Origin of the sequence: Sphingobium xenophagum, from assembly GCF_002288285.1 — a bacterium.
Classification (GTDB): domain Bacteria; phylum Pseudomonadota; class Alphaproteobacteria; order Sphingomonadales; family Sphingomonadaceae; genus Sphingobium; species Sphingobium xenophagum.
The window spans coordinates 700,613-714,794 of sequence record NZ_CP022745.1 but is presented as its reverse complement, the minus strand read 5'-3'; the positions used below and the strand labels follow the sequence as shown (position 1 = coordinate 714,794).

Annotated in this window: 16 protein-coding genes and 1 pseudogene; 13 read left to right on the top strand and 4 right to left on the bottom strand. The window is 63.0% G+C overall.

Features of this window, described 5'->3' with window-relative positions; translation table 11 throughout:
* Positions 1-11: 11 nt before the first annotated feature.
* Both CJD35_RS03535 and CJD35_RS03530 read right to left on the bottom strand, forming a co-directional pair.
* A complete protein-coding gene (locus CJD35_RS03535; RefSeq protein WP_017181991.1) occupies positions 12-275 on the bottom strand; it encodes a hypothetical protein in 264 nt (87 codons plus the stop codon).
* Positions 276-335: 60 nt separating this feature from the next.
* Positions 336-2,267 carry a ribonucleoside-diphosphate reductase subunit alpha gene (locus tag CJD35_RS03530; protein ID WP_037514163.1) on the bottom strand — a complete coding sequence of 644 codons (1,932 nt, stop codon included), beginning with the start codon at positions 2,265-2,267 and terminating at the stop codon, positions 336-338.
* Positions 2,268-2,736: 469 nt separating this feature from the next.
* Between CJD35_RS03530 and CJD35_RS03525 the strand changes: the two genes are divergently transcribed.
* The 7 genes from CJD35_RS03525 (at position 2,737) to CJD35_RS03495 (ending at position 9,611) form a co-directional block, all read left to right on the top strand.
* Positions 2,737-3,381 (top strand): glutathione S-transferase family protein, encoded by a 645-nt coding sequence (locus CJD35_RS03525; RefSeq protein WP_017181989.1) that lies wholly within the window; start codon positions 2,737-2,739, stop codon positions 3,379-3,381.
* A gap of 101 nt (positions 3,382-3,482) precedes the next feature.
* A complete protein-coding gene (locus tag CJD35_RS03520) occupies positions 3,483-5,003 on the top strand; it encodes a fumarate hydratase (RefSeq protein WP_017181988.1) in 1,521 nt (506 codons plus the stop codon).
* Positions 5,004-5,125: 122 nt separating this feature from the next.
* Positions 5,126-5,359, top strand: a complete 234-nt coding sequence (locus tag CJD35_RS03515) for a hypothetical protein (protein ID WP_017181987.1) — start codon at positions 5,126-5,128, stop codon at positions 5,357-5,359.
* 51 nt (positions 5,360-5,410) lie between these two features.
* Positions 5,411-6,466 carry a DUF3667 domain-containing protein gene (locus tag CJD35_RS03510; RefSeq protein ID WP_017181986.1) on the top strand — a complete coding sequence of 352 codons (1,056 nt, stop codon included), beginning with the start codon at positions 5,411-5,413 and terminating at the stop codon, positions 6,464-6,466.
* A 30-nt stretch (positions 6,467-6,496) separates the two neighbouring features.
* Positions 6,497-7,414: an EamA family transporter gene (locus CJD35_RS03505; protein ID WP_017181985.1), complete on the top strand. Its 918-nt coding sequence runs from the start codon at positions 6,497-6,499 to the stop codon at positions 7,412-7,414.
* Between the two features lie 88 nt (positions 7,415-7,502).
* Complete coding sequence (locus CJD35_RS03500) at positions 7,503-8,864, top strand: methyl-accepting chemotaxis protein (RefSeq protein ID WP_017181984.1); 1,362 nt, start codon at positions 7,503-7,505, stop codon at positions 8,862-8,864.
* Between the two features lie 180 nt (positions 8,865-9,044).
* A complete protein-coding gene (locus CJD35_RS03495) occupies positions 9,045-9,611 on the top strand; it encodes a glycine zipper 2TM domain-containing protein (RefSeq protein ID WP_026002197.1) in 567 nt (188 codons plus the stop codon).
* Positions 9,612-9,648: 37 nt separating this feature from the next.
* Here the strand turns inward: CJD35_RS03495 and CJD35_RS03490 are convergent, their stop codons facing one another.
* Complete coding sequence (locus CJD35_RS03490) at positions 9,649-10,011, bottom strand: thermonuclease family protein (RefSeq protein ID WP_244917207.1); 363 nt, start codon at positions 10,009-10,011, stop codon at positions 9,649-9,651.
* Between the two features lie 309 nt (positions 10,012-10,320).
* Between CJD35_RS03490 and CJD35_RS03485 the strand changes: the two genes are divergently transcribed.
* Positions 10,321-10,734, top strand: coding sequence for a globin domain-containing protein (locus CJD35_RS03485; RefSeq protein ID WP_019054234.1), 414 nt, complete (start codon positions 10,321-10,323; stop codon positions 10,732-10,734).
* 9 nt (positions 10,735-10,743) lie between these two features.
* Here CJD35_RS03485 and CJD35_RS03480 read toward each other — a convergent pair whose 3' ends face one another.
* Complete coding sequence (locus CJD35_RS03480; protein ID WP_017181980.1) at positions 10,744-11,031, bottom strand: hypothetical protein; 288 nt, start codon at positions 11,029-11,031, stop codon at positions 10,744-10,746.
* A 147-nt stretch (positions 11,032-11,178) separates the two neighbouring features.
* Between CJD35_RS03480 and CJD35_RS03475 the strand changes: the two genes are divergently transcribed.
* The 5 genes and pseudogenes from CJD35_RS03475 (at position 11,179) to CJD35_RS03455 (ending at position 14,145) form a co-directional block, all read left to right on the top strand.
* Positions 11,179-11,559: a RidA family protein gene (locus CJD35_RS03475; RefSeq protein ID WP_017181979.1), complete on the top strand. Its 381-nt coding sequence runs from the start codon at positions 11,179-11,181 to the stop codon at positions 11,557-11,559.
* Positions 11,560-11,565: 6 nt separating this feature from the next.
* Positions 11,566-11,922 carry an ArsC family reductase gene (locus CJD35_RS03470; protein WP_017181978.1) on the top strand — a complete coding sequence of 119 codons (357 nt, stop codon included), beginning with the start codon at positions 11,566-11,568 and terminating at the stop codon, positions 11,920-11,922.
* A complete protein-coding gene (locus CJD35_RS03465; protein ID WP_017181977.1) occupies positions 11,919-12,962 on the top strand; it encodes a glycerophosphodiester phosphodiesterase in 1,044 nt (347 codons plus the stop codon). The genes CJD35_RS03470 and CJD35_RS03465 overlap by 4 nt, the downstream gene beginning before the upstream one ends.
* Before the next feature lie 36 nt (positions 12,963-12,998).
* A pseudogene (locus CJD35_RS03460) lies at positions 12,999-13,423 on the top strand (RrF2 family transcriptional regulator).
* Between the two features lie 38 nt (positions 13,424-13,461).
* On the top strand, positions 13,462-14,145 hold the full coding sequence (locus tag CJD35_RS03455) for an MBL fold metallo-hydrolase (RefSeq protein WP_017181975.1): 684 nt from the start codon (positions 13,462-13,464) through the stop codon (positions 14,143-14,145).
* Positions 14,146-14,182 lie beyond the last annotated feature (37 nt).

Genomic DNA, 14,182 nt, shown 5'->3' with positions numbered 1-14,182 from the left:
AATCGAACTCCTTAGTTCGCAAAATAAGTGAAGGCAGCAGCGGCAAACAGGCCGATCATGCCAGCCAGAATTTCTTTGCGACCCTTGGTTCGGACGGTCGCTTCATCAGCGGGTGGAGTGGTGCCATAGGCTTGCCATTCCCGCCGCTGCTCAAAATAGCTTTCCTTGCCGCTAGCAATGAACGCCGCATTTTTCCGCGCGACCTGCTCCGACCGGATCATGGCGTGGGCACCATAGCCAATCGAGCAGAGGGACATAGCGACGACGAACCACATCACTAAAACTCCACTCCGAAGCATGACCAGCGCGCTCTCCCGACGGGAGAGGGAATTACATCACTGGCAGGCCAGGCACTCGTCATAATCGGTGCTGCCGCCGGCCAGTTCGAACTTGGGTGCGTCGATCGTGTTGTCGGCTTCCACCCCGCCCGCGAAACCCGCGCGCTGCACGCTCTTGGACCGCAGATAGTAAAGCGACTTGATGCCCAGTTCCCACGCGCGGAAGTGGAGCATCAGCAGATCCCATTTCTCCACATCGGCGGGGATGAACAGATTGAGCGATTGCGCCTGGTCGATATAGGGTGTGCGGTCGGCGGCCAGTTCGAGCAGCCAGCGCTGGTCGATTTCGAAGCTGGTCTTGAACGTGTCCTTTTCTTCCTGACTCAGGAAGTCGAGATGCTGGACCGAGCCGCCATGCTCCAGGATCGAGTTCCAGACATTGGTCGAATCCTTGGCCTTTTCGACCAGCAATTTTTCCAGATAGGGATTCTTGATCGAGAAGCTGCCCGACAGCGTCTTGTGGGTATAGATGTTCGCCGGGATCGGTTCGATGCAGGCCGACGTGCCGCCGCAGATGATGGAGATGGACGCGGTCGGCGCGATCGCCATCTTGCAGGAGAAACGCTCCATCACGCCCTGATCGGCAGCATCGGGGCAGGGGCCGCGCTCGATCGCCAACTGCATCGAGGCTTCGTCCACCTGACTCTTGATATGCTTGAACATGCGCAGGTTCCACGACTTGGCCATGGCCCCTTCGAACGGGATACCGCGCGCCTGCAGGAAGCTGTGAAAGCCCATGACGCCAAGCCCGACCGATCGTTCGCGCATCGCGCTATATTTGGCGCGCGCCATTTCGGGCGGCGCGCGGTCGATATAGTCCTGCAGCACATTGTCGAGGAAACGCATGATATCCTCGGCAAACAGCTTCTCATCCTTCCACTCGTCCCAGGTTTCCAGGTTCATCGAGGAAAGGCAGCACACGGCGGTGCGGTCATTGCCGAGATGGTCGCGACCCGTCGGCAGGGTGATTTCGGAACAGAGATTCGATGTCGAGACTTTAAGGCCCAGATCGCGATGATGTTTGGGCATCATGCGGTTCACCGTGTCGTTGAACACGATATAGGGCTCGCCCGTGGCCAGGCGGGTTTCGACCAGCTTCTGGAACAGCGCGCGGGCATTGACGGTGCCGCGGATCGACTGGTCCTTGGGGCTGCGCAGGTTGAAATCGCTGCCGTCGCGCACCGCTTCCATGAACTCGTCGGTCAGCAGCACGCCATGATGCAGGTTCAGCGCCTTGCGGTTGAAGTCGCCGCTGGGCTTGCGAATTTCAAGGAATTCCTCGATTTCCGGGTGCGAGACGTCAAGATAGCAGGCGGCGGAACCGCGACGCAGGCTGCCCTGGCTGATCGCCAGCGTCAGCGAATCCATGACGCGGACAAAGGGGATGATGCCGCTGGTCTTGCCGTTGAGGCCAACCGGCTCGCCAATGCCGCGCACACTGCCCCAATAGGTGCCGATGCCGCCCCCGCGTGAGGCCAGCCAGACATTCTCGTTCCAGGTGTTGACGATGCCTTCCAGGCTGTCGTCCACGCTGTTGAGATAGCAGCTGATCGGCAGGCCGCGTCCGGTGCCGCCGTTGGACAGGACCGGGGTGGCGGGCATGAACCAGAGACGGGAGATATAGTCATAGACGCGCTGGGCATGCGCCTGATCATCGGCATAGGCCGCCGCCACGCGGGCGAACAGATCCTGATAGCTTTCGCCGGGCAGCAGATAGCGGTCGTTCAGCGTGTCCTTGCCAAACTCGGTCAGCAGCGCGTCGCGCGACGGATCGGTCACGACGTCGAAGCGTCGTTCCTGCACCGAGGAAGAGGACAAAGGTTCGGCCTTGGTCGGCGCGACAGGCTGTTCGCTCACCCGGTCCATCACATCATCCATCACAGTCGCCACGTCGTTTGTACCACCCTGTCCACTATCACGAAAATCCATGTACGCCCCCGAATGTTCCCGTTCCGTTCGATTCGGTCAAGCGGTGTTCGGCAGGTGCCAACACCCTAGCAGATACCGTATCGCAACGGGGTCGAAATGGGACCAACTGACGGGATTGCAGGGACAAAATCCCCCTTGCGCTGAAAACCGGTCCAGCGACGCAATCACTATCTGTTGGGTGACCCCCGTTTACCCGATACCACAGATAGTGCCATAGCCTGTTTTGCGCGCAAGAGGGTAAATGACGGTTTAGGGACTCAATTCGTCGCTGTTCCGATTCCGTTCATCGCTGTTTCTACCCGTTGCGACGCAGCGACGCGTGGACTTTCCTCGTTCCCCGAAAGACAAGAGCGAAAAGCGGAATAAAAAATAATTTTGGCTTGCCACGCAAATGCGTGGGCGCACGCAAAAGGGGCTATGGTGTCGCCTCCGACTGACTGCCCCGTTCCCCCTATGCAGAGGCCGACCGATGATTCTCTATTATCACCCGCTCTCTTCCTATTGCTGGAAAGTGCTGATCGCCTTTTACGAAAATGGCACGCCCTTCACGCCGCGCATGCTGGAGGGCGAGGATGTGGCGCAGGAATGGCTGGCGCTGTGGCCGATCGGCAAATTTCCCGTATTGCGCGATTCGACCCGCGACATGACCGTCGCCGAAGCCAGCATCATCATCGAATATCTGGCGACGCATGAGCCGGGCACCTTCCGGCCGATACCGCTCAACCCCGACGCTGCGCTACAGGTGCGGATGATGGACCGGCTGTTCGACAATTATGTGATGACGCCGATGCAGGCGATCGTCGCCGACCGGCTGCGCCCGGCCGACTCGCGCGACCCTTATGGCGTAGAGCAAGCGCGCGCCCTGATCGCAAAAGCCTATGCCTTGCTGGAAACGCGCATCGGCGCGCAGGGATGGGCAGTGGGCGACAATTTCACCCTGGCCGATTGCGCGGCGGCCCCCGCGCTCTTCTATGCCGACAGGATCGCGCCGATCGGCAGCGATCATCCTCGCCTCGCGGCCTATCTCGCCCGGCTTGTCGCGCGGCCCAGCTTCGCGCGGGTGCTGATGGAGAAGGAACCATGGTGGCCGATGTTCCCCTTTGCGAACGGCTAGGCCTCCCCTCTCTGGACAGGCGGGCGATTCCTGATTAGCCGCTGCCCGAGCAGGAACCCGCCGTGCAGGGCCGGGCCGCAGACATAAGGGATTTGGGTAAGATGACGCTCATCAAGACCGCCGACCTGATCGAGAGCGTCGCCGACGCGCTTCAGTTCATCAGCTATTATCACCCGATGGATTATATCCGTGCGCTGGGCAAAGCCTATGAGGCCGAACAAAGCCCGGCGGCCAAGGACGCCATCGCCCAGATCCTGACCAACAGCCGCATGTGTGCGGAGGGGCATCGCCCGATCTGCCAGGACACCGGCATCGTCAATGTGTTCGTCAAATGGGGCATGGAATGCCGCCTGGACGATAATAGCCGGTCGATGCAGGAGGTGATCGACGAAGGGGTGCGCCGCGCCTATCTCAACCCCGAAAACCGCCTGCGCGCCTCCATCCTGCGCGATCCCGCGTTCAGCCGCCAGAATACCAAGGATAATACGCCCTGCGTCCTGTCGGTCGAAATGGTGCCCGGCAATAAGGTGGTGATCGACGTCGCGGCCAAGGGCGGCGGCAGCGAAAACAAGACCAAGTTCAAGATGATGAACCCCAGCGATTCGATCGTCGACTGGGTGCTGGAGATGGTGCCGCAAATGGGTGCCGGCTGGTGCCCGCCCGGCATGCTGGGCATCGGCATTGGCGGCACCGCGGAAAAGGCGGTCGCCCTGGCCAAGGAAAGCCTGATGGACGCGATCGACATGGGCGAGCTCAAGGCGCGCGGACCGCAGACCGAGATCGAGAAGATGCGGGTCGAGATTTTCGACAAGGTCAATGCGCTGGGCATCGGCGCGCAGGGTCTGGGCGGCCTGTCCACCATACTGGACGTCAAGATTTACGACTATCCCTGCCATGCGGCGGGCAAGCCTGTGGCGATGATCCCCAATTGCGCCGCCACCCGCCACGCCCATTTCACGCTGGACGGCTCCGGCCCCGCCTATCTGGAAGCGCCCAAGCTGTCCGAATGGCCCGACGTCAACTGGACGCCGAGCAAGGAAGCGATCCGCGTCGATCTCAACACGCTGACGCCGGACATCGTCCAGGGCTGGAAGCATGGCGACCGGCTGCTGCTGAACGGCAAGATGCTGACCGGGCGCGACGCCGCGCACAAGCGGATCAAGGACATGCTGAGCCGCGGCGAGAGCCTGCCGGTCGATTTCAAGGGCCGCGTCATCTATTATGTCGGTCCGGTCGATCCGGTCGGCGACGAAGTGGTCGGCCCTGCCGGTCCCACCACCGCAACGCGCATGGACAGCTTCATGGACATGATGCTGGAGCAAGGCCTGCTGGGCTGCGTTGGCAAGGCCGAGCGCGGGGTCGCGGCGACCAAAGCCATCGCCAAGCATAAGAGCGCCTATCTGATGGCGGTCGGTGGTGCCGCCTATCTGGTCGCCCGCGCGATCAAGGGGGCCAAGGTCGTGGGCTTTGAGGATCTGGGCATGGAAGCGATCTACGAATTCGATGTGCAGGACATGCCCGTGACCGTTGCGGTCGATAGCGAAGGCCAGAATGTCCACCATCTCGCCCCGCTGGTCTGGCAGGAAAAGATCAAGCGCGAAGGGTTGCTCGAAAACGCCTGACGCAAGCCGCCCCCCATGCCGTGCGTGGGGGGATCAGCTAATCGCACCAACCTGGATCAAGGGGCCGGAACCCCGGCCGCTACACGGCATTGTCTCCGCACCTTCATGCCGGAGCCAGTCCCATGTCCTTCACGCAACTCGACCCACCCTTGCCCGTCCATGTGGAGGGCAAGGGGAAGGGCTATGCCCTTGCCGTCATCGATTATGGGCAGGAACATAATCTGATCTGGGTCACCGGCCTGTCCGACAGCGGCGAAATCTGGTGCGCGCCCAATCCGCTGGTGCGGCTGGAGGGGAACTGGACGATGGGGCGGAACCTGGCACACCATGTACCGCCCGGCGTCCAGCCCAGCTAAACGCAAACAACTGTCTGGCAAGCGCCATACACCGCTGTTATCCTGTCCCCCATGACGGGGGAAATCGACGCGGCGGGGGACGCCATCACCGGAGGCATGATCGCGCGCGCGGTCGAGCCGGGGCATGGCGAATCCGATCATGATGGCCATGGCAAATGCCTTAATTGTGGCGCGGAACTGACCGGCGCCTATTGCGCGCAATGCGGGCAGGCGGCGCATCTCCATCGCAGCTTCGGCGCGATCGGCCATGATCTGGCCCATGGCGTGCTGCATTTTGAAGGCAAGATATTCCGGACATTGCCCGAACTGGCGCTGCGTCCGGGTAAGCTGACGCGACGCTACATCCATGGCGAGCGCGCGAAATTCGTGTCGCCCTTCGCGCTGTTCCTGTTCAGCGCCTTCCTCATGTACGCCATCTTCTCGCTCACCAGCGGCCATGGCGCCAGCGCGGGCAAGATGGTGCAGATGGACGATGGCGCCATCGCGGAACTGCGCGCCGAAGAGGCCAAGGCCGACGCGCGGATTGCGAAGATAGAAAGACGGTTGAAAGAGCCGGGCCTGACGCCGAAGCGGCGCGAGAAGCTGAACGAGGATTTGAGCGAGGCGCGCGAGGAGCGACAGGGCATGACGCTCGCTGCCAACATGACGCAAACCCTGCGTGGCGAGGGCATGAATGGCGGAGTCGCGGCCACAGTGGGAGAGGTCGTCAGCGCGGCGGCGAAAGACCCGGAACTGGCCTATTACAAGCTCAAGGCCAATGCCTATAAATTCTCCTGGGCGTTGATCCTGTTTTCCATGCCGTTCGTGTGGCTGCTCTTCCCGTTCAACCGCCGCTTCAAGATGTACGACCATGCGATCTACGTCACCTATTCGATCGCCTTCATGTCCCTGCTCTTTTCATTGTCGATGCTGTTGTCGGCGCTGCATGTCACCGCCGGTTTGGTGACGACGGCGCTGCTGCTCTACGCCGCCTGGCATATGTATCGACAGATGAAGGACGCCTACAGCCTGTCGCGCTTTGGCGCGATGTGGCGGCTGCCCCTGCTCTATATGTTCGCCTGTCTCGCGCTGGCGCTGTTCTTCACCATGCTGGTGATGATGGGATGACGCCGGGCGTCCGGCGGCCATAGCAGCGCGATGATCACGTCCCCGATCTGGTTGCCCGCGACGCTGATGGCGGGCGGGATGCAGGCTTGGCGCACCGCCGTCCAGCGGCGCGTCAGTCATAGCCTGTCGCTCAATGCGGCGGGGCTGGTGCGCTACTTTTACGGACTGCCGTTCGCTATTATGTTGTTGGGCGGATATTGGCTGGCCAATCCAGCACCTCTGCCTGCACTGGGGCCGTTGTTCCTGCTTTTCTGCATCGGCGGCGGGCTGGCGCAGATCGTTGCGACCAACCTGCTGATCCTGGCATTTGGATACCGCAATTTCGTCGTCGGCACCGCGTATTCCAAGACCGAGGCGGTCCAGGGCGCGCTACTGTCCTTCCTGCTGATGGGCGAGCGTCTCTCGCCGCTGGCCTGGGGCGGGATCGGCTGCGGCGTGGTGGGCGTGATGCTGCTGTCGACCGGGGGCAGGCGCATGGGGGCGATGGATTTCGTCCGCGCGCTGGGCCAGCCCGCTGCCCTCTGCGGCATAGCGTCTGGATTTTTCTTCGCCCTGACCGCGATCGGCATCCGCCGCGCAACGCAGCAGGTGGACACGGGCGACGCGGTCCTGGCGGCGCTGGTCGTGCTGGTCGTGACGGTCGCGCTTCAGACCCTGATGCAGGGCGGCTGGCTATTGGCGCGCGAATCAGGCGAAATGCGGCGCGTGTTCGCCACCTGGCGGGTATCGGGACAGGTCGGGATGCTCTCGGCCCTAGGATCGGCCTGCTGGTTCACCGGCTTTGCAACGGCGCCGGTCGCGCTGGTGCGGATCGTCGGGCAGATCGAGGTCGCCTTCACCATGGGTTTTGCGCATTTTTACCTGCGGGAACAGATGCAGCGGAGCGAGGCCATCGGGCTGCTGCTGGTGGTGTCCGGGGTGGTGCTGGCGCTGGCCGGATCGCTCTGACGCATCGCTAATCTTTCCTTTACCATGTTGAGCTAGCCCTCGATCCGTGGGTAGCGAAACGAAATCCGAAACCGTTGCAAGAGCGGTTATGAAGGTGGCCAAATTGTCGGGCGACCTGGGCATACGCACGCTCGATCTCCAGGCCGACATCAGCGAACTGGCCGACCGCGTAACGCAGCAGGCGCGCACGATCGAGGCGATCAGCGGCGCAGCGACGCAATTGTCGCACGATGGCGAAAGCGTGGCCAATGCCGGGCAGGATGCGCGCGCCAAGGCGGTGGCGGCCCGTTCCATCATCGACGATTCCGGGCGGCAACTCTCCGCCGCCAACCATGTCTTTGTCGATCTGATCGATCAGGTCAGCCGTATCCATGAGCGGCTGGACGGCTTTGGCGAAGCGCTCAAGACCGTCGCCCATGTCACCAATGTGATTAGCGGCATCGCGCGGCAGACCAATTTGCTAGCGCTCAACGCCACGATAGAGGCGGCACGCGCGGGCGATGCCGGTCGCGGCTTTGCCGTCGTCGCCGCCGAAGTGAAGAAACTGGCGCAGGAAACCGGCGCGGCCACGCACACGATCGAACAATCGATCGCGGCGTTGACCAGCGAGGCGGGCGGGATGCTCGACAGCATCAACCGCGGCGCGCAGACCGCGCGCACCGCGCAATCGGACACGCGCAACATAGAGGCGCTGGTGGAGCGGCTTGGCTCGCTCATGGTCGACCTGTCGAGCAATACCGAGGGCGTGGCCGAACGGATCGCGTCGATCGTGGGATCGGCGGGGGAAATCCGCACTGGCCTGGCCGCGCTGGCCAGCACGTCGGCGGACAATGCGGGCGGGTTGCAACGCCTGTCGGGCCGCGTATCGACCGCCAGCGACGATACCAACATGCTGCTGCAATATCTGGCCGAAAGCGGGGTCGCGATTCCCGATTCGCCCTATATCAGTTTCAGCCTGGAATCGGCCGAGATCGTCAGTCGCGCGATGGAGCAGGCGATCGACAGCGGGCGGATCAGCGAAGCCGCGTTGTTCGGCGATCTGCCAACCCCTATTCCCGGTACCAATCCGCAACAATATAGCCATCCCGTACAGGATGTGATGTTGCCCGCCGCGCGCGCGCAGCAGGAAAAGGCGCGCGCCTTCACTGGCCTGTTCGGCATGACCTTCACCGACCGCAATGCCTTTGGCGCGATCGCCATGCCCGAACGCGCCCATCCGCAGCGGCCGGGCGAAGATGTATGGAATGCGGAATATTCGCGGCAGGGCCTGATCTTCGATTTCGCCGATACGCGCGAACAATGCCGCACGACGCAGCCCTTCTGCATCAAGGCGTATCGCCGCCTGACTGCGGCGGGCGATGTCATCCTGCTCAAACAGGTGATCGCGTCGATCCATGTAAAGGGCCGGCACTGGGGCATACTCCAGATGGCCTATCAGGATCAGGGCTGAGGCAGCGATTATCGGATCGCCGCTGCACGATCCCGCCATTCTCCCGATTGCACCATCGGTGCCCTGCTCCCCGCCTCATCCTGCTCCACGATGAACGGGTGGTTTTGTGTCGTTCATGCAACAAGCTCTATCGTCATGGGTTCTGACATTCACGAATATGCCCATGCAAAGGACTCTGCCATGACGTTCACTTTCAGACAGGCTATTGCTGCCCTGTCACTCGGCGCGATGACGCTGACCGGCCTGGCCGCAACGCCCGCTTTCGCCCAGCCGGGCCGCGACAATCGCGAACGGCGCGACGATCGCCAGGACCGCAGGGCCGACCGCCGGGATGATCGCCAGGACCGACGCGCCGACCGGCGCGATGATCGCCGCGACTGGCGCCGGGATCGTCGGGACGACCGCCGCGTTGCCTATCGTCGGCCCGGTCGCGTGGTGTACCGCTATGACTGGAACCGCCCCGATCCGCGTTATGGCCGCAGCTACCGGCCCGACCGCTATTATCGCGCCGGCTATGCGCCGATCCGCGTCGATCGCCGCACCCGCATCTATCGTGGCTATGATGACCGCTATTATTGCCGCCGGTCGGACGGCACCACTGGCCTGATCGTCGGCGCGGCGTTGGGCGGCCTGCTCGGCAGCCAGATCGATCGCGGCCAATCCAATGTCGCGGGCATATTGATCGGCGGCGGCGCAGGTGCGCTGCTCGGCCGTGAAATCGACCGGGGTGGCCTGAACTGCCGCTAAGCGGGACGAAGGGGCGGGCGCTGCGCGTTCGCCCCGTTCAGCACCATCCGTGACGCGCGCCATCCCATTCGCGTGCCAGCCCTTCGGCGACGAGCATCCCGCCGATCGATTCGCCGCCGCGTGTCACGACCCTCAGCGATCGACCGTAGCGGTCCGTATCCCGGTCCCCGCTCTCCAGAGAAAACGCCCCCGCATTCATCAGGGCCTGCAACCGCTCCGTCGCCCGCGCGCCCAATGCACCCTCGGCGGCGCAGCGTGGCCCGTGGGTTTCGGGCGTGTCGATATCGGCGATCCGATATTTCTCGCCGCCAAACCAGAATGTGTCGCCATCGACGACGCAATTCACACCGCCCCCGCTATGGCAAAAGCCGAATTGCGCGGACAGCGCATCGGCGGCCATGCTTTGCCGGGGGGCTCCAGGGGCGGCCAGGCACCGCGATCCATCCAAATCGGCCCGTACCAGCCAAGCAACAGGCCCAGACATAATGTGTAGATCAACGCCGGGCCGCTGAAGCCAGAGCTGCGCCGTTGCGCGCGTCCATATCTCTGTCTCGCCATGCCGCGACGATAGGCGGCTATTGGCAAAGGGGGCGTTAAAGCCGGTCCAACCTCTCGCCAATCCGGTGAGGATCGAGTTTGACGCGGATCAATGACGCGCGGTTCCAATGCGTCATGCTGGCCATTCCATCATCCGAAACGGAGCCAGTCGATGAACGCCGCCGCGCCGCCCAGCCCCTATGTCCGCATCGGCGGCGAACCGGTCGTCGCGGCGATCGTCAACCGCTTCTATGACCTGATCGAACAGGACAGCCTCTACGCTGACCTGCGCGCGGTTCACGCCGCCGATCTGGGGCCGGTGCGTTTGGGCCTGACACGTTTCCTGTCGGGCTGGCTGGGCGGGCCGCGCGACTGGTTCGCGCGCGGTCAGTGCGTCATGTCGCTGCACCGCGCTTTCCCCATCACGCCCGCGCTTGCCGACGACTGGGCTTTGGCGATGACATGCGCGATTGCAGGTCAACAGGATATGGACCCAGCGATCGGCGACGCAATGGCGCAGGCGCTGGGTCACATGGCGCGCGGCATGATCAATTTCGCGCTCGACGGGAGCAGTGAGGCGGCCTGATCGACCCGATCAGTCCTCGCTGCTTTCCGCCCCGTCCTCATCATCCATTGCCGGTTCGCCGGCATAGGCGTCCATGTCGATCTGGCCGGATCGGTTCATGGCGTTCATCTTGTCGACAAGGTCCGGTACGTCGTCGGGGATGATCTGGGCCGGATTGCCATGTCCGCCATGTTCGCTCTCTTCGCTGAGGTCAGTCGTCCGCGTCCGCGCGGACTCCGTTACATCCTGCGCCTGCGTGCCCGCCTCATTCTGTTCGCTATTCTCATCAATGTCATTATCGGGGATCGGATCGGCCATGGACGCTCTCCTGTAGCTGGTTCAATCCCGTCCCAACGGTCCGCACGGCACGCCGTTCCGCGTCGCCCTCGCTGAATCCACTGGACAGCATCAGGCCAAGGGGGCAAGGGCGGGCGCGATCCTTTCGCACTGCAGCAGGAATCCATCATGTCCCGCCAGCTTATTTCGTCCGGCTCGCCCTTTGAGGCGCAGGTCGGCTATTCCCGTGCCGTCGTCCAGGGTGACTGGTGCTTCGTCGCCGGCACCACCGGCACCGATCCGGAAACCAAGACCATGCCCGACAGCGTGGCCGAACAGGCCGCCAACGCGCTCAAGGTCATCGGCGCGGCGCTGGAGGAGGCGGGCTTTGCCTTTTCAGACGTGGTGCGCGTCACTTATTACATCACCGACCCTGCCTATTGGGACGAACTGGGGCAGGCGACCGCTCCTATATTCGGCACCATCCGCCCCGCCGCCAGTTGCGTCGTCGCCGGACTAATCAAGCCGAACATGAAAATCGAAATCGAAGTCACCGCATTCAAAGGGTAAGCCGCCATGATCACGATGTACGGCATCAAAAATTGCGACACGATCAAGAAGGCCCGCAATTTTCTCGACAATGAGCGCGTCTCCTACAGCTTCCACGACTATAAGGTGTCGGGCGTGGACAAGGCCAAGCTGGAGGAATGGGTGATGGAACATGGCTGGGAAACCATCCTCAACCGTTCCGGCACCACCTTCAAGGCGCTGGATGCCGGGGACAAGGCGCATATCGATGCGGACAAGGCCATCCTGCTGATGATGACCAACCCGTCGATGATCAAGCGCCCGATCCTGGACACGGGCAAGCAAACCATCGTCGGTTTCAAGGCGACGACCTATGAGAACGCCCTGGCAGGTGCCATAGCATGACCGGGCGGCGCCTGATCCGCGCCTGCCTGACGCTCCTGTTGCTCCTGTTGCCGGTGGAGATGGCCATGGCCGAACCCTTGTTGATCGCCCATCGCGGGGCCAGCGGCGAGCGGCCGGAACATACGCTCGCCGCTTATGAGCGGGCGATTGACGAGGGCGCAGACTTTATCGAGCCGGATCTGGTCCTGACCAAGGACGGCATATTGGTCGCCCGCCACGAAAATGAGATCAGCGGCACGACCGATATTGCCGATCACCCCGAATTTGCCGATCGCAAGACGACCAAGACCATTGATGGCGCAGCGGTCACCGGCTGGTTCACCGAAGATTTTACCCTGGCCGAACTGCGTACCCTGCGTGCGCGCGAACGGCTGCCCATGCTGCGCCCAGCCAACACCCGCTTCAACGATCTCTATCTCATCCCGACATTTGAGGAGATATTGAAGCTCGTCCGCGCCAAGGAGGCGGAAGCGGGTCGCCGCATCGGCCTCTATCCCGAAACCAAGCATCCCAGCTATTTCGCCGGGATCGGACTGCCGCATCAGGCGCCGATGCTCGCGCTGCTGGAACAATATGGCTATCTGACGGAGGCCGACCCGGTCTTTATCCAGTCGTTCGAGGTCGGCAATCTTCAGGCCTTGCGCGCCGCCACCCGGCTGCGGCTGATCCAGTTGATCGATAGCACCGCTGGCCCGGCCGACCGGCCGGACCTGAGCTATGACGGCATGATGAGCGTCGAGGGGCTGCGCGCGATCGCCGACTATGCGGACGGCATCGGTCCTTCCACCAATCGCGTACTGGCTGACAGCGGCGCCACCGCGCTGGTGGGGCAGGCGCATGATGCCGGCCTACAGGTCCATATCTGGACCTTGCGGATGGAAAATATGTTCCTGCCCGCCCAGTATCAGCGGACCGACGACCCGGAAGGACGGGGCGATTTTGCGGGCTATGTTCGCGCCGTGGCGGCGACCGGGGTGGACGCGGTCTTTACCGATTTCCCCGCCCAGGCACGCGCCGCGCTGGAGAAAGCCGCGCCCTGACTTGTCAAACGCATCGGCTGAGCGAATAACGGAAATATGCTGTCCCAAAAGACCCGTTATGCCATCCGCGCGCTCCAGCATCTGGCCGACCGCTATCGTCAGGGACCGGTGCCGCTGAACGAGATTGCCACGCGCCAGAATATTCCGGGCAAATTCCTAACGGTGATCCTGTCGGAATTGTCGCGCGAAGGGCTGGTGGCGACGCAGCGGGGCAGGGACGGGGGCTATTGGCTTGCGCTCGCGCCGGTCGACATCAGCTATGGCGACATTGTCCGCCTGACCCGTGGGTCGCTCGCGCTCACCCCCTGCGCCAGCCGCTTTGCCCATGAAGCTGCACCAACTGCCTGCCCGAATCGGAATGTCGCCTGCACCGGGTGATGCTTCGCGTGCGGGATGAAACCGCGCGGGTGCTGGACGGGATCAGCCTGGCCGAGCCGTTCGCGGCGCTGGGTGAGGCATAGGCCTTGCGCCGACCGCGTCGCTTCGCCACATCGGGCCTATGACGACATCCCCGCAAGCTACGTCCCAGCAGGACCGCCCGCTCAGGGCGACGCTGATCCCGGTCACCCCGCTCCAGCAGAACTGCACGCTTTTCTGGTGCACCGCCACCATGCGCGGCGCGTTCGTCGATCCAGGCGGCGACCTGCCGGTGTTGAAGCAGGCAGCGGCGCAGCATGGCGTGACGATTGAAAAGCTGCTCGTGACCCATGGGCATATCGATCATTGCGGGCAGGCGGGCGTGCTGGCCCGCGACCTTGGCGTGCCTATTGAGGGACCGCATGAGGATGACCGCTTCTGGATCGACAAGCTGGCGCAGGATGGCGCGCGCTGGGGCGTGCCGGGCGAAAGTTTCGAGCCGGACCGCTGGCTGGTCGATGGCGATCAGGTGACCGTGGGCGATCTGACCCTCGACGTCCTCCATTGCCCCGGCCATACGCCCGGCCATGTCGTGTTCCACCACGCCCCCAGCAAGCTCGCCATCGTCGGCGATGTGCTGTTTCAGGGGTCGATCGGTCGCACCGATTTCCCGCGCGGCAACCATCAGCAATTGATCGACGCGATCACCGGCAAGCTTTGGCCGTTGGGCGGGGATACAGCCTTCGTCCCCGGCCATGGCCAGATGAGCAATTTTGCCCATGAGCGCCGCACGAATCCCTTCGTCGCCGATTCGGTGCTGGGCTGATCCTCGCCGATATGGGGATGTGACGGGCGCCCGCAGT